Origin of the sequence: Bradyrhizobium guangdongense, assembly GCF_004114975.1 — a bacterium.
Classification (GTDB): Bacteria; Pseudomonadota; Alphaproteobacteria; order Rhizobiales; family Xanthobacteraceae; genus Bradyrhizobium; species Bradyrhizobium guangdongense.
The window spans coordinates 4,849,103-4,862,967 of the sequence record NZ_CP030051.1 but is presented as its reverse complement, the minus strand read 5'-3'; the positions used below and the strand labels follow the sequence as shown (position 1 = coordinate 4,862,967).

The window sequence follows — 13,865 nt, the reverse complement described above, 5'->3', positions numbered from 1 at the left end:
GCTTTGTCCATGCCCAAAGAAGCATGTGGGAGCGCCTACGGCCGCGGTTGCGGGCAGGGGGCTCATCGCGTATTGGCTTGCCATGACAGCAGCACAGAACGACCGCTCCGCGTCGACGCCCTCGGTGGCCTCGGCGCACGACAAGATTCTCATCGTCGACTTCGGCAGCCAGGTGACGCAGCTGATCGCGCGTCGGGTGCGCGAGGACGGCGTCTATTGCGAGATCGTCCCGTTCAACAAGGCCGAACAGGCTTTCAAAGAGATGAAGCCGAAAGCGGTGATTCTCTCCGGCGGCCCTGAATCGGTGCATGAAGCCGGCTCGCCCCGCGCCCCGCAGCTCATCTTCGATTCCGGCGTGCCCGTGATGGGCATCTGCTACGGCCAGATGACCATGGCGGCGCAGCTCGGCGGCGAGGTCGAGGGCGGCCATCACCGCGAATTCGGTCGCGCCGACGTCGAGGTCAAGGCCGAGAGCCAGCTGTTCGCGGACGTCTGGTCATCAGGCAGCAAGAACCAGGTCTGGATGAGCCATGGCGACCGCATCACCAGGATGCCGCCGGGCTTCTCCGTCGCCGGCACCTCGCCGAACGCGCCCTTCGCGATCATCCAGGACGAGACGCGCAAATATTACGGCCTGATGTTCCATCCCGAAGTGGTGCACACGCCCGACGGCGCCAAGCTGATCCGCAATTTCGTCCGCAAGATCGCCGGCCTCACCGGGGACTGGACCATGCGCGCCTTCCGCGAGGAGGAGATCGCAAAGATCCGCCAGCAGGTCGGCAAGGGCAAGGTGATCTGCGGCCTGTCCGGCGGTGTCGATTCCGCCGTCGCGGCCGTCTTGATCCATGAGGCCATCGGCGACCAGCTCACCTGCGTGTTCGTCGATCATGGTCTGCTGCGTCTCGACGAAGCCAAAACCGTGGTCGACCTGTTTCGCCACCACTACAACATCCCGCTCGTGCACGTGGACGCGTCCAAGCAGTTCCTCGGCGAGCTCGAAGGCGTCACCGATCCCGAAACTAAGCGCAAGACCATCGGCCGCCTCTTCATCGAGGTGTTCGAGGCTGAGGCCAAGAAGATCGGCGGCGCCGACTTCCTGGCGCAGGGCACGCTCTACCCCGACGTGATCGAGAGCGTCTCCTTCACCGGCGGCCCCTCGGTCACCATCAAGTCGCACCACAATGTCGGCGGTCTCCCTGAGCGCATGAACATGAAGCTCGTCGAGCCCTTGCGCGAGCTGTTCAAGGACGAGGTCCGCAAGCTCGGGCGCGAGCTCGGCCTGCCCGAAATCTTCGTCGGCCGCCATCCCTTCCCGGGCCCGGGACTTGCCATCCGCTGCCCCGGCGACATCACGCGCGACAAGCTCGACATCCTGCGCAAGGCCGATGCCGTCTACATCGACCAGATCAGGAAGCACGGCCTCTATGACGAGATCTGGCAGGCCTTTGCCGTGCTGCTCCCCGTGAAGACGGTCGGCGTCATGGGCGACGGCCGCACCTACGACTACGTCGTGGGCCTCCGCGCCGTCACCTCCACCGACGGCATGACCGCGGACTTCTACCAGTTCGACATGAAGTTTCTGGGCGAGACCGCCACGCGCATCATCAACGAGGTGAAGGGCGTCAACCGGGTGGTGTATGACGTGACCAGCAAGCCGCCGGGGACGATTGAGTGGGAGTAGTAGGAAGGACGTCTATGGCGTGGTTTTGCGCAAGTTTGGGTGGGGCAGTTTCTCCACCTTTCATAGACGAGCACTCTCAAAATTGGTGAGTTCCACATTATCGTATCGCAGTTGGAGTTTCATCCTGCTTGCGACAAATGAGTACAGTGGCGCATTGCAGCGTACACAAAGGTCGAAGCTTGGGTGGCCCGGGTGGAAGGAGGCAGCTCTTGGCGAAAAGCGGACAGCTGGACGAATGCGAGGAGAGCAAGTAGCCGAATCTGTCGCGGTCTCAGTAGCCCCACTGTTCTTCAGCGGATAGCTGCGACGGTGGTCGTGGCAATGAGAATAACAGTTACGAGCGCTCCCGAAACATAGAGAATGGTTCTGATGCTGCCGCCTTTGGCAGCTTTGCCGCCGCGCAAATAGACCACAACGTGTATCAGACGAATCGCAACGTAGATCCATACGAGCGTCGCAAGTGTACCGGGTCTGACTCCTACCATCATGGCCAGAACGGCTGGGACCACAAAAGGTGGCAGCGCCTCCACCGTGTTCATGTGCACGCGATCAATCCGGTACAACAAGTTTTCGTCGTCGGCCGGCAGGACAGGTCCGGAGAGGACGCCCGCCCTGCCTTTGGACGATCCCGAATGAATCGCCAGCAATTTGGATATGAGGCAGAGGAGAAGTACTCCGATAACACTCAACGAATAAGCTGCCATGAGGGCCTCCGCAATTATGATAGGGACGCAGGGAGAAGGCGAGCATCAAGCCTCACCGTCGATCCGCTGGCGGTACCTTTTCAGATAGAGGGGCCAACCCTGATCGCCCTTGACGCCTTCGCGGACGCCTTCCCAACCTTCGCCATGGCGTTCGAGGTGACGATGCTCAAGCTCCAGGCGGGTCCGGTTTTGCGTCTCGGCGATGAACCGCACCTCCCACTCACTGGTCTTGTCGGGATTGGTCTCGAGTTGCCAACGTGGGCTGATGTCCCAGCTCAGAAGCACACGATTAGGCGGCTCGAAAGCCAACACACGCGCCCAGCGGCACTCGCTGCCATCGATACCCCGATCATAAACGTGACCGCCCACACGTGGCTCGAATACCGTCTCTGCTATGGGAACAGAAAGCAAATTGTGCTCGCGTGGTTTGAAGCTGCCGAAGTCTTCAGTGAAAACCTTGAACGCACGCTCGATAGGGGCATCAACCACGATTGATTGTTTGATGGGTGCGGCCGATATGTGTCTGCTCATGCTAGTCCTCTCATGATTTCTCGACAGCTACCTTGTAAGCCGCCAACGTGTTGCTCCAGAACCGGTCGAGCCAGGCGCGCATCTGGCCGAGCCCGGCCGGGTCAATGTGATAAACGTTGCTGGCACCTTTCGGCTCGGCACGAACCAGACGGGATTCGCGCAGAACCTTGAGGTGCTGGGAGACGGCTGACTGCGAGACAGTTAGTTCTCGAGTGATTTCAGCGACAGTGCGAGGCCGCGTTCCCACGAGTTCGAATATTCGCCTTCGCGTGGGATCCCCTAGGGCGGCAAGCTGCGCACTATCTTTGACCATGGCTAAGCTCTGACGCCTGCAATCGGGGGAGGAGACCTTGTCCGCCCGCCAAACCGCATCCAAGCAAATTATAAGTTGCGACTAATGATTAGCATAGACTAATTATCTGGTCAAAGGGGCTGAATTGCACGCGCCAACAGCCTTGGGTCGATGGTCCCTCCTTTGACTGTAGGATTGGTGCTGACAGAGCGCGCTTTTGGGTTCGCTGCCTGACAAAATTTTGCGAGGGCGTGTCACGGCACCTGCGTCCACCTCGTCAGTGTTTTTGATGGATAAGACGGGTCAACAGCGGTCGAGAGAGAGCATCCGGTGAGGGCATACTCACCGCGCTGTTCCCCTTTGTTGGTCGGGCGGTTCCCTTGTCGCGATCGTTTCGTCCATCGAGGAAGTTAGCTTGAATTGTACCAGCGCGGAGATGCCCGAATGATGGACGATCGCGTGACCATTGCCGTAGAGGAGAATGTTGCTGACGTGCGCATGAATCGTCCCGAAAAGATGAACGCTCTGGATCCCTCCATGTTCATGGCCCTCGCAGAGGCCGGTGAGCGGCTCAGTCGCGACAGAACAGTTCGAGCAGTCGTGCTGTCCGGCGAAGGCCGTGCCTTCTGCGCTGGCCTGGATGTCGAACGGCTCGATGCAATTTCTCGAGGCGAAAGCTTGCTGCCGTTTGCGGATCTTACTCAAGCGTCCCACGGCATCGCCAACTGGGCTCAACATGTCGTCTGGTTATGGCGGCAGCTTCCCGTGCCGGTGATCGCGGCAGTTCATGGCCTGGCATTCGGTGGCGGATTCCAGATCGCTCTCGGCGCGGATATTCGGTACGTGGCGCCGGGAACCAAACTGGCGGTGCTCGAGTCGAAGTGGGGCCTCGTGCCCGACATGTCGGGCACGCAGCTGATGCGTCACCTTGCTGCGGAAGATGTCGTCAGGGAGCTGACCTATACCGGTCGAATCTTCAGTCCCGAAGAGGCTCTTTCTTACAGACTCGTCACGCATGTGGTCGATAATCCTCAGGCCGCGGCTATGAAGACCGCACGTGAAATCGCCACCCGGAGCCCGTTCGCAATCCGCGCTGCGAAGCGGCTCCTGAACGAAGCCGTTGCTTGTGATGCAGGTGTCGGTCTTGCGAGCGAGAGACGGGAGCAACACGCCCTGATCGGCTCCCCGGATCATATCGAGGCTGTTGCTGCGAACCTGGCTGGTCGGCCAGCGAGATTTGCAGATCCTGAAGCGTTACTCGCGCCACGCGGTGCCCCCGGTCAGTAGATCATGTCGCGCAACCGGACCCAGAAGCGACAGTCTGATCAGTATCGCCGGCAGAATGTCAACCGCCGAAACACGTCAATGACATTCACGAAAGCAGCGCGGCAGGGCGGCGTACTTGAACAGTCTGTACGCCAGGAAGAGGTGATTGTAATGCATTCGACAATCAAGGTCGCTGTCGTCTATCACAGCGGCTTCGGCCACACGAAAAAACAAGCGGAAGCAGTACGAGACGGAGCTGCAGAACTTCGAGGTGTCCACGCGCTGCTCATGGACGTAACCGAAGCGCAGCAGCGGTGGATCGATCTTGAGGTGTGCGAAGCCATCATATTCAGTGCACCGACCTATATGGGAAGTGCGTCGGCGGAATTTAAGGCGTTTCAGGAAGCCACGTCCCGGCCGGTCCTGGCCAAGGGCTTCGCCTGGTCCGGAAAGCTTGCTGCAAGTTTTACCAATTCTGGAGCCCGTTCCGGAGACAAGCTCTCGAATCTTGTACAGCTATCGCTATTTGCCGCCCAACATGGGGTGCATTGGATCAATCTGGGGCTTCCTCCCGCCAACAACTCATCTCAGGGATCCGACGAAGAGCGGAACCGGCTTGGATTCTGGCTTGGAGCAGGAGCCCAATCCAACGTGGATCAGGGTCCGGATCTGGCTCCGACCCGATCAGACCTGGACACGGCCAGGTTCCTTGGCCGGCGGGTGGCCGAAACGGCCTGGCAATTCGCCAGAGGAAGATCGATCTCCAACGGGCTGGATCCCGGCACGATATCCGTTAACACGCTGCAATCGAGCTTCGCTGGCAAAGATGACGGCGTTGCCGGAGGAGAAGCGAAGCGGCTCCTGGCAGTCCGCATGAGCCTGGAACGTTTTGCAAAGCAGCCCTGTTTTTTCCAGGCAATGCACATGTCACGATCGATGCCGTCGGTCGTCTCTTTGTCATTAGACAGTCAAGGAGGCCGCCAAATGAAACCCCGCATCAATCTTGCAAGCCCGAATGAGGGCATTGAGGCTATGCGCGCCGCCAATCAATGGGCGGCGAGCCTTCTCGATCCGAAGCTGGTCGCACTGGTCAAGGTGAGAGCTTCCCAGATCAACGGGTGCAATTTCTGTCTGCACATGCACAGCGGCGAGGCGTTCAAGCACGGCGAGAGTCCTACCCGGCTTCTCCTGTTGGACGCCTGGCGCGAGTCGGCGCTGTTCTCGGACCTGGAGCGGGCGGCGCTTGCGTGGACGGAGAGCTTGACGCGGATTGCAGAAACTCACGCGCCCGATGAAGTGTTCGAAGAAGTGCAGCGATGCTTCTCGCAGAATGAGATCATCGCGCTCTCCGTTGCAATCGCGCTCATCAATGCCTTCAACCGCCTTGCCATAGGAGCGCGCGCTCACCATCCAGACGAACCCCAGGCCAACTGAGTTTCAGCTCGATCACTTCTCGGGAGTGCACCATGACGGACGCCTTACAGGAGCAAAGCTCGCCTGAAGAGAGCGGGCGCAGGGCTGCAGACCAGTTCGAAAAGCACCGTCGTTATTTGACCGGTTTGGCCTACCGGATGCTTGGCTCGTTGACTGAAGCCGAGGATGCTGTGCAGGAAGCCTACCTTCGATGGCACGGTACCGACAGGGCGAGGGTCGAGTCGCCGCGAGCGTTCCTGGCAAAGGTCGTCACTCGCATCTGTCTTGATCAGATGAAATCCGCCCGCGCAAAGCGCGAGACCTATGTCGGCCCATGGTTGCCGGAGCCCGTGCTGGATGCCGAGACCCTGGGGGCGGAGACGGCGAGCGACTATGCCTCCGATTTATCCATCGGATTGATGTTGGCCCTGGAACGGCTGTCACCGCTCGAGCGGGCCGCCTTTCTGTTGCATGACGTCTTTGATGTCGAGTTCGATGAGGTTGCCCGGCTGCTCGGACGCAATCAGGTAACGTGCCGGCAACTCGCCGCGCGGGCGCGTGCGCACATCCGGGAGTCGCGACCACGATTCGAGGTTGAACCTGACAAAGGAAATGAAATCCTCCAGGCGTTCATGACAGCCTATCGGACCGGAAATGTCGATGGCCTGGCGAATATCCTCTCAAACGACGCCGTGCTGTACACGGATGGTGGCGGCAAGCGACGAGCCGCTCTCAATCCGATTGTCGGACGCGCCAGGATTGTTGCGCTTTTCGCCGGTCTGGCGCGCAAGCGGGTGCAGCCCGTTGTCGACCTGCGTCCTGCGATGATCAACGGGCTCCCTGGATGCGTGGCAACTTTGGCAAATGGAGAACTTCTCACCATCGCCCTCGAGATCGTGAGCGGCAGGATCGGCAGGGTTTATGTCGTTCGGAATCCGGACAAGCTGACGCATGTTGCCAACAGTAAAGGGCCCCACGATGCCTGAGGATGCCAACGGCCAAGGGAGATATGGGACCGACCTGCTTGGAATCACGACCGTTATCTCGGTCGCCATCTACCTCATCCCGGAAGGCGCCCACTTCTTTGAAATGTTCAACAAATTGAAGATGTCGTCGGTCGACTACATGACGATGCAAAGGGCTTATGATGGCTGGGCGCTCTTTGGTGTCGCGATCGTCATCGCGGTTGGCTGCACGCTCGGCCACGCCATCGCTATGTGGGACATTCCCGTCGCGCGCTGGCTTTCGCTGGGAGCGCTTGCCTTGCTCATTGGTGCCCAGGTCATCTTCTGGTGCTTTATCTATCCGATGAACGCCCTCACACGGAATTGGACCGAAATACCGGCAAATCTCGGCGTAGTCCGCCTGCAATGGGAATATGGGCACGCGGCGAGTGCGGCGCTGACATTGTTGGCGTTGGTGCTGGCGCTGTGCGCAGTCCTCTCGGGAGTCCGGGGGAGCAGTCAACCAACGAGGCAAGTCTGACGAATGCAGGCTCGATCGTCCTCACAGCGGATCCAGATGAGCAATATGCACTCGCTGCTCCTTCTCATCGCGGCAGGGCTGGGAACGGCCGCGTTTATCGCCCTGGCCATTCTGGGGTGGGGTGGGCTGCGCCCGTTCTTTTCCCATGCACCCCTCACCGTGCTGACAGTGGTCACGGTCGTGCTGACGATCGCATCCATGTTCACCGCCGGCAATTTAAGCCCGGGCGTGCGTGAGGATCGGTCAAACCGCTGGGTCCTTGCCGCTTTCGCGGCCCTTGGCATTCTGATCGGCTGGCTACCGGCTCTCACGGACCGATTGGACTGGGGTACGATTGACGGCGACACAACGCGCTGGTGTGGCGTGGTTATCTATACGATGGGCGGAGGGCTGAGGCTGTGGCCCGTATTCGTCCTTGGGAATCGCTTCAGTGGACTTGTCGCGATCCAGCCAGAACACCGTCTCGTCACCACCGGGCCCTATCGCTGGATCCGTCATCCCAGTTATCTCGGCATGCTTCTATGTGTCCTGGGCTGGGCCCTTGCCTTCCGCTCACTTGCGGGCGTGTTGCTGGCAGCGGCGACAGTCATGCCGCTGATCGCGCGGATGGATGCCGAAGAAGCCCTGTTGATCGGCGCGTTTGGTGAGCAATACCGGACCTATCGAGTTCGCACGGCCCGATTGTTGCCGGGCATCTACTAATCGAAGACCGTTGTGAACCCCGTCACATCAACGACAAGGAGTGCGTTATGGAGCTAGTGTCCCCCGACCGTGTCCTGCGGCTTGATCCTGTTTTCGGATCCATGGGTCTTGAGGCCGCTCGCAGCATCTGGTCGTCGTCGCAGCTCTCAATGCGTGAAAAGGCGTGCCTGCTTATTGCTGGAGATGTTGCGGTGCACGAGCTTGGCCTCCCGTTCGAGCTGCATGTCGCCATGGCCTTGAGCAAGGCCGGGATGTGTGTTGAAGACCTGCGCGAGCTGTTGCGTCATGTGGCGCCAGCGGCCGGTCTCAATCCGGCTTCGCGGGCATTCGAGCGACTGGCGGAGGTGGTTGCAGAACTCGGCCATAGCCCCGACAGCCATGCAGCACGCCGTCCATCGCCTCATCTTGCAGCGCCATACCCGGCACATGCTCTTGAAGCACTCAGATCTGCCGATCCCAAGCTTGCCCTTGCAATCGAAAGACAATCGTCTGAGCTTTGGGCACGACCCGGCCTGGACCACCGCGAGCGCCTGTTTGCCAGTTTTGCGATCGATATTGTGAGCGGTACTCTCGGACAGGCCTTTGCAGCGCACGTTTGGATGGCGCTTCGGGCAGGCATCACAGCAGCCGAGATGCACGAGGCTTTGCGTGTGCTCGCCGAATACTCGACAGTAAGAGCCTGGGAAGCGACGATTGCTCTCGAAGGCGCTTTGCGATCCACTCCGAGGTCTCAGGGCGGCTTGGCGGCCGGACAGGGGAGCTGCGAGCCTCGCACGGTAGCGAGCAAGGTCGAGGTCGAAAAATACGAGAGGTCGGTTCTCAACGAGGCGGACGCGAGCGGCCTTGCCATTGTCGAGACACGCCTGGTGGAAAAGTTTATCGGTGGTATCGTCGGCGAAGGGAGGGCCACGCACTTGAGGCTCGAACGTCCCGACGGCACGGGCACCTTGATCTGCTATGAGCGCATCACAGGCTCAATCGGGGGCCTGAGGGGATCATTTCTGCTAAAGGCCGAGGGGGCCATGGAGCCGGGCCCGGTCGTGCGCGGCCGTTGGGAGATCGTGGGCGATTCGGGAACAGGAGAGCTCGAACGACTGAATGGCTATGCGGAGTTCTCGGCTGAGCGGGACGAGAGCTCTCCCACGGGATGGCGTGCCAGCACGTCCTTGACATACTGGCTCGAGACCTCACTCACCGTTTAATGCTTCTGGAAGCACGGCGATGCTTCAATCGATAGCCGACAACATCTGGATAGCGGATGGGGCGGACGTGAGCTTCCACGGATTTCCGTATCCCACCCGCATGGTTATCGTCAGACTTTCAAACGGTGATCTCTGGGTCTGGTCGCCGATCGACCTCAATGAAGAGCTGCGCGCGGAACTGGCCAGCCTTGGTCCCGTGCACCATCTCGTCAGCCCGAACAGGCTTCACCACCTCTTCCTCTCACGGTGGCAGGAATCCTTCCCGCAAGCTCATCTTTGGGGGCCAGCGTCAACGATCGACAAGCGACCCGACCTGGCCTTCGAACGCGGCCTGACAGATCAGCCGCCGGCCGCCTGGAGCCGTGACATCGATCAGGCCTGGTTTCGCGGTTCGCCGTTGCTGGACGAGCTCGCATTCTTCCACAAAGCATCTGGTACTGCGATTTTCGGCGACCTCGTTCAGGCCTTTGGCGAGGATTACCTCAAAGCTAAATGGAAGCCATGGCAACGATGCCTTGCGCGTCTGTCGGGCATCACTGCACTTACTGGTGCGCGAGCGCCGCTCGACCTTCGTCTGTCATTTCTCGACCGTCGGCTCGCTCGCAAGGCGCGCGCGAAGGTGTTGAACTGGCAGCCAGAGCGCGTCGTGATAGCGCACGGGCAGTGGCGGCGGAGCGGCGGATCTACGTTCCTCGCGCAATCCCTTTCTTGGATGGGTTGAGGTGATCCTGTTACTTGCAATGCCGCCCGTTGTGAGTAAATGGTCGTGACCGCCGCCACTGGTCGCATGAATAATGATTGCGGATACAACGACCGATATATCGGTGCGATGTCCCGGAGATGAAAAGAAGAGCCGACCAAGCCGTTTTCGGAGGCAGCCACCCATACAAGCCAAGGCCGCCTCAGGTGGCGGCCTCTTTATGGCCTGGAATCTGGATCCGGGCGGAACTCGACTTTGAAAGCGTCCGTATGTTATCGCGACCCGTCGATCGCATAGCGTTTAACGATATCGATGGTCGAGCTTGCAAGCAAAGCTTCAGCCCCGCCATCAGCTGGTGGATAGATGAGCTTGGTATTGATTTTTCGCTTCAGGGCCTTGCCCTCAGCGCCAGTCAGTTCAACTCGCCGATCCCAGCCCTGTGTCCTGATCGCGCCCCATCGACCGAGGTCCAGGCAGGTGACATAGTTTAGTTGAGAATACGGCACAGCGGGCATCCCAAGCAGGTCCCGCGCGGCGTTCTCCCCGGCAACCCGCCCAATCTGCAGCGCGTGTTGGCAGGATTGCAGAGCCCGGTGTCCATCTCCAGTGTCGGCCGCCGCAGCGTCGCCTGCGACGAACACATCCGGCGCGCCGGGAGCCCGGAGCTCTGCGTCGACGACGATCCGGCCGAGCTCATCCCGCTCGCCGGGAACATTATCCGTGAACGGCGAGGCTCTCATGCCCGTCGCGAGCACGATGGCGTCCGCTGAAAGAGCGCTGCCGTCCACAAAGCTTACACGGTTTGAAGCCAGCGCCGTGATTGTCGCGCCAAGTCGGAGCTCGATCCGCGCAGACTGCAAGGCACGCTCGATCTCCGAACGTGGCCCAGGCCCAAGCTCGGGTCCGACCACGTCCGAGCGGTCAATCAAGACGATATGAATCCGCTCAGCAGCCTCGGCTGCGCCGTGCGCCACGAATCGGTCGCGCAACTCAAGCGAAAGTTCGATGCCCGTAAAGCCCGCACCAACGACGACGAGGGTGGGGTCTTTCTTGTCGCGGGCGAGCTCGTTCAGACGCCGATCGAAAGCCATTGCTTCTGCTTGAGTGTCGACGGAATAAGCCTCTGCGGCGCCAGGCACTGGCGGACGACACATTCGACTGCCTGTGGCGACAATCAGGCGATCGTAGGTGAGGCAGGTTGCGTCATCGAGCGATACGATCTTCGCAGTCGTGTCCAGCCCGACCGCCTCTCCACGAACGAAGTTCACGTCGACCTTGTTCAGGTATGGAAGAACATCAACTGCGAGAGTGTCTGGCCTGGCTTCGTACAGTCGCGGCCTTATTTCCAGCCTTGGCTCTCTCGAAACAACAGTGATATCCGCTGCCGATTTCGCAACTCGCCGGGCTGCCATCGCGGCCCAAAAGCCGGCAAAACCTCCGCCAATGACAAGAATATTCTTCGACATGCTCGTTCCCTTTCTGACCTTGTCGGGCGTTCTCAAGGCAGGACGATTTAGAGCAGCTGGTTGTGACACTTCATCCGGCTGATTTTGGTCCTCACGGCGTCGGCGTCCCCGGCCGATGCCTGCGCAGACACGAAATCGCAGGCCTCCCCATACGGGATCAAAAAGACGGAGCGTGGCAACCTTGTTCGCGCCGGCGGTACCTGCGGCCAGAGCAAATTTGCATCGTAGGTAGTTGCAGCTGCATGTCACACTGGGGGGCTCGCGATCGTCTCGAGGTAAATTATCTGGAGGAGACAGTGGCCCTTCGGACGTCTTGCCGCTTTCGGAGATGCGCGCTCGAGCAAAGAACAGATCGGTTTGCCGATGAGCAGGCCCCCCACCGGGCTCGTCAAGTCGAGCAAGAGATATGTTGGTAAAGGAGACACCGATGACAGGCGGCCCGGCAATGAACCTCCAAGAACTCACGGCAGCGAACGCTGCCGCAAACTTAAATCGGCTTTTCAGGTTCGAAGTCGTGTTGGCCTCCGACGGAGAGGCGGAGCTCCGAATGCCATGGAGCGATGATCTCACACAATATGCCGGTCATCTGCATGCTGGGGCGATCGCGGCGCTGCTCGACACGGCCTGCGGATTTGCCGCCGCGACTCTCATCGGGCCCGTGACAGCATCGCATTTCTCCATGAACTGTTTGAGGCCCGCGGTCGGTCGCGGTTTTATCGCGAAAGGCGCGACGGTTCGCGCCGGACGCAAGCAGACCTTTGCTCGGGCAGAATTGTTTGCGGAGGACGGTTCCGGCAAACGATCGCTGGTTGCGACGGGCGAAACGCTTTTAGTCGCGCTCGGTTAGGCCACCGTAGAGCGATCGGCTATCGTTCGCAATGCGCGGCGCATCCGATGGACAGAAGGGCAGGCGTCGAAAGCAAGCCACACGCCAGCAGTCTTTGGTGCAAAACGCATTCAGGTGTGAGACCCAAGCCGTAGAAGGTCGAGAAGCGGCTCTCGGCGTCATAGGGCGGGATGGGTCTGCTGGAGTAAAACCGGAGCTCGTCATTGACCGATCCCTCCTTACGTATCTTACATCAACTCCTTCAGTGAACGGAAAGATGAAAATGCTGACCGGCGGATGCGCGTGTGAAAAGGTTCGCTATGAATGCACAGACGTTCCGATTGTTCAGTTGATGTGTCACTGCCGGGATTGCCAACGATCAAGCGGCACAGCATTCTCCGCCTTCATCATGATGGCGAGCGACAGGTTTCGCTATCTGAAGTCAGAGCCAGCCTTCTTCGAAACCGTTGCAGAAAGTGGACGTTTGTTCCGGAGAGGGTTCTGCAATCATTGTGGCAGTCAAATTTCCGCACATTGGCCGACAAGGCCGCATTTGCTGCTGCTTACCGTCGGCAGCCTCGATGATCCATCGAAGTTTGAACCCTCTGCTGAAACTTGGCTCGCACGCGCACCTTCATGGCACCCTCTTCATCCCAGCACCGTCAAATTCAGGGAGGCACCCGCCGAAGGAGTGAAGGAGAAGATTGAGGCATATTTTGCTCGACGCACCAAGTCATAGCCTGTTTGCTTCGGGTCAAACTGGTTATCGGCGAAAGGCAGCTCATGGCACGTAGCGAACCAGCGCTTTCCCGATATCTGACGGTATATGAAACTATGCCGCGGCGGTGCGAGCGTTAGCGATTACGCCTGCAGAGTCACTCAGCCGAAAGAATTTTTGGCGGGTATACCGTCAGGATTTGTCCGTCAGATGGAGGACTTGTGCTTTTGGATCAACGACGAAAGATCATCCTGAATGATTGAGTGGGAGTAGTGCGGGTGGCGAGGATAGCGCAGTTTAGCGTATTTGGTCGAACTGTTCTCCGTCCGTCGCGCTGAGAGGCGGGCCGGCCAGCGAGCTCGGCTTATCCCGGCAGAGATCTGAAAGCCATTGTCTCTTCATTGATGGAGAAATTTCGCGCGCTTGATCGTACATAAAGGTCGGGCACTCAGAGTCTTCGACACCGATAGGTCCGGGCCACAGGGGTTGATTAGCACCGATCCTTTTGGCCAAGGTAGCCTCAAGCGCCTCGGGCATGGATTGAAGAATTCAGAATGTTCAATTTCTGAGGTGGGCTGCGTGTGGATGACGTGTGCACCGACGGACCAACAAGGATCCGGATACAGCCATCATGCGCTTTTGACAGCAGGGCCTCCGGTTGTGGCACGAGAATTCGGCGGCTTGATAGCCCGAATTGCCCGATCTAATTGATCCGTCTGCGCAATCCCAGCCGCGACATGCCCGCGGGGCCGCAATGCATGTCAAAAAAGTATCAGTCGCACATTGAAATCGTGGTGGCGGGTCCAGATACCGCTCGCTACGATCTCGGGCGAGAGGAAGCGCTGAAGCAAATTCAGCCAATAAGGGAACAGGTGCGGC

General features: G+C 59.5%; 14 protein-coding genes and 1 pseudogene. 11 read left to right on the top strand and 4 right to left on the bottom strand.

What is annotated here, in order from left to right:
* Positions 1 to 82: 82 nt before the first annotated feature.
* Positions 83 to 1,681, top strand: coding sequence for a glutamine-hydrolyzing GMP synthase (guaA, locus tag X265_RS23390; RefSeq protein WP_164938750.1), 1,599 nt, complete (start codon positions 83 to 85; stop codon positions 1,679 to 1,681).
* Positions 1,682 to 1,971: 290 nt separating this feature from the next.
* On the opposite strand, the gene X265_RS23385 is transcribed toward guaA, so the two are convergent.
* From X265_RS23385 to X265_RS23375, 3 genes are read right to left on the bottom strand one after another with little or no spacing between them, the layout of a single operon-like run.
* Positions 1,972 to 2,385, bottom strand: a complete 414-nt coding sequence (locus tag X265_RS23385; protein WP_128966928.1) for an MAPEG family protein — start codon at positions 2,383 to 2,385, stop codon at positions 1,972 to 1,974.
* Positions 2,386 to 2,430: 45 nt separating this feature from the next.
* Entirely contained in the window at positions 2,431 to 2,916 is a 486-nt protein-coding gene (locus X265_RS23380; RefSeq protein WP_128966927.1) for an SRPBCC family protein, read from the bottom strand.
* 10 nt (positions 2,917 to 2,926) lie between these two features.
* Positions 2,927 to 3,229 carry an ArsR/SmtB family transcription factor gene (locus tag X265_RS23375; protein WP_128966926.1) on the bottom strand — a complete coding sequence of 101 codons (303 nt, stop codon included), beginning with the start codon at positions 3,227 to 3,229 and terminating at the stop codon, positions 2,927 to 2,929.
* Positions 3,230 to 3,655: 426 nt separating this feature from the next.
* Between X265_RS23375 and X265_RS23370 the strand changes: the two genes are divergently transcribed.
* The 8 genes and pseudogenes from X265_RS23370 (at position 3,656) to X265_RS23340 (ending at position 9,997) form a co-directional block, all read left to right on the top strand.
* Positions 3,656 to 4,495 (top strand): crotonase/enoyl-CoA hydratase family protein, encoded by an 840-nt coding sequence (locus X265_RS23370; RefSeq protein ID WP_128969379.1) that lies wholly within the window; start codon positions 3,656 to 3,658, stop codon positions 4,493 to 4,495.
* A 3-nt stretch (positions 4,496 to 4,498) separates the two neighbouring features.
* Positions 4,499 to 4,945, top strand: a pseudogene (locus X265_RS42100) (flavodoxin family protein); the annotation flags it as partial.
* 513 nt (positions 4,946 to 5,458) lie between these two features.
* Entirely contained in the window at positions 5,459 to 5,908 is a 450-nt protein-coding gene (locus tag X265_RS40975; RefSeq protein WP_167506285.1) for a carboxymuconolactone decarboxylase family protein, read from the top strand.
* Positions 5,909 to 5,940: 32 nt separating this feature from the next.
* Positions 5,941 to 6,873, top strand: a complete 933-nt coding sequence (locus X265_RS23360; protein WP_128966924.1) for a sigma-70 family RNA polymerase sigma factor — start codon at positions 5,941 to 5,943, stop codon at positions 6,871 to 6,873.
* A complete protein-coding gene (locus tag X265_RS23355) occupies positions 6,866 to 7,372 on the top strand; it encodes a hypothetical protein (protein WP_128966923.1) in 507 nt (168 codons plus the stop codon). Before X265_RS23360 ends, X265_RS23355 begins: the two co-directional genes overlap by 8 nt.
* Before the next feature lie 36 nt (positions 7,373 to 7,408).
* Positions 7,409 to 8,074 carry a methyltransferase family protein gene (locus X265_RS23350; RefSeq protein WP_208764258.1) on the top strand — a complete coding sequence of 222 codons (666 nt, stop codon included), beginning with the start codon at positions 7,409 to 7,411 and terminating at the stop codon, positions 8,072 to 8,074.
* A 47-nt stretch (positions 8,075 to 8,121) separates the two neighbouring features.
* Positions 8,122 to 9,276, top strand: coding sequence for a DUF3224 domain-containing protein (locus tag X265_RS23345; protein WP_128966922.1), 1,155 nt, complete (start codon positions 8,122 to 8,124; stop codon positions 9,274 to 9,276).
* A gap of 19 nt (positions 9,277 to 9,295) precedes the next feature.
* Entirely contained in the window at positions 9,296 to 9,997 is a 702-nt protein-coding gene (locus X265_RS23340; RefSeq protein WP_128966921.1) for a DUF4336 domain-containing protein, read from the top strand.
* Between the two features lie 251 nt (positions 9,998 to 10,248).
* Here X265_RS23340 and X265_RS23335 read toward each other — a convergent pair whose 3' ends face one another.
* Positions 10,249 to 11,442 (bottom strand): NAD(P)/FAD-dependent oxidoreductase, encoded by a 1,194-nt coding sequence (locus X265_RS23335; RefSeq protein WP_128966920.1) that lies wholly within the window; start codon positions 11,440 to 11,442, stop codon positions 10,249 to 10,251.
* Positions 11,443 to 11,869: 427 nt separating this feature from the next.
* Between X265_RS23335 and X265_RS23330 the strand changes: the two genes are divergently transcribed.
* Both X265_RS23330 and X265_RS23325 read left to right on the top strand, forming a co-directional pair.
* Entirely contained in the window at positions 11,870 to 12,289 is a 420-nt protein-coding gene (locus X265_RS23330) for a PaaI family thioesterase (protein WP_128966919.1), read from the top strand.
* 256 nt (positions 12,290 to 12,545) lie between these two features.
* The gene (locus X265_RS23325) at positions 12,546 to 13,007 is read left to right on the top strand and encodes a GFA family protein (protein WP_164938749.1); all 462 of its coding nucleotides are present in this window, start codon (positions 12,546 to 12,548) and stop codon (positions 13,005 to 13,007) included.
* Positions 13,008 to 13,865 lie beyond the last annotated feature (858 nt).

What these genes read in the sequence shown, in the direction of transcription:
- X265_RS23335 (WP_128966920.1), bottom strand. Translation starts at nt 11,442, where the DNA reads ATGTCGAAGAATATTCTTGTCATTGGCGGAGGTTTTGCCGGCTTTTGG.
- X265_RS23340 (WP_128966921.1), top strand. Translation starts at nt 9,296, where the DNA reads ATGCTTCAATCGATAGCCGACAACATCTGGATAGCGGATGGGGCGGAC.
- X265_RS23355 (WP_128966923.1), top strand. Translation starts at nt 6,866, where the DNA reads ATGCCTGAGGATGCCAACGGCCAAGGGAGATATGGGACCGACCTGCTT.
- guaA (WP_164938750.1), top strand. Translation starts at nt 83, where the DNA reads ATGACAGCAGCACAGAACGACCGCTCCGCGTCGACGCCCTCGGTGGCC.
- X265_RS23350 (WP_208764258.1), top strand. Translation starts at nt 7,409, where the DNA reads ATGAGCAATATGCACTCGCTGCTCCTTCTCATCGCGGCAGGGCTGGGA.
- X265_RS23380 (WP_128966927.1), bottom strand. Translation starts at nt 2,916, where the DNA reads ATGAGCAGACACATATCGGCCGCACCCATCAAACAATCAATCGTGGTT.
- X265_RS23370 (WP_128969379.1), top strand. Translation starts at nt 3,656, where the DNA reads ATGGACGATCGCGTGACCATTGCCGTAGAGGAGAATGTTGCTGACGTG.
- X265_RS23360 (WP_128966924.1), top strand. Translation starts at nt 5,941, where the DNA reads ATGACGGACGCCTTACAGGAGCAAAGCTCGCCTGAAGAGAGCGGGCGC.
- X265_RS23375 (WP_128966926.1), bottom strand. Translation starts at nt 3,229, where the DNA reads ATGGTCAAAGATAGTGCGCAGCTTGCCGCCCTAGGGGATCCCACGCGA.
- X265_RS23330 (WP_128966919.1), top strand. Translation starts at nt 11,870, where the DNA reads ATGACAGGCGGCCCGGCAATGAACCTCCAAGAACTCACGGCAGCGAAC.
- X265_RS23345 (WP_128966922.1), top strand. Translation starts at nt 8,122, where the DNA reads ATGGAGCTAGTGTCCCCCGACCGTGTCCTGCGGCTTGATCCTGTTTTC.
- X265_RS23385 (WP_128966928.1), bottom strand. Translation starts at nt 2,385, where the DNA reads ATGGCAGCTTATTCGTTGAGTGTTATCGGAGTACTTCTCCTCTGCCTC.
- X265_RS40975 (WP_167506285.1), top strand. Translation starts at nt 5,459, where the DNA reads ATGAAACCCCGCATCAATCTTGCAAGCCCGAATGAGGGCATTGAGGCT.
- X265_RS23325 (WP_164938749.1), top strand. Translation starts at nt 12,546, where the DNA reads ATGAAAATGCTGACCGGCGGATGCGCGTGTGAAAAGGTTCGCTATGAA.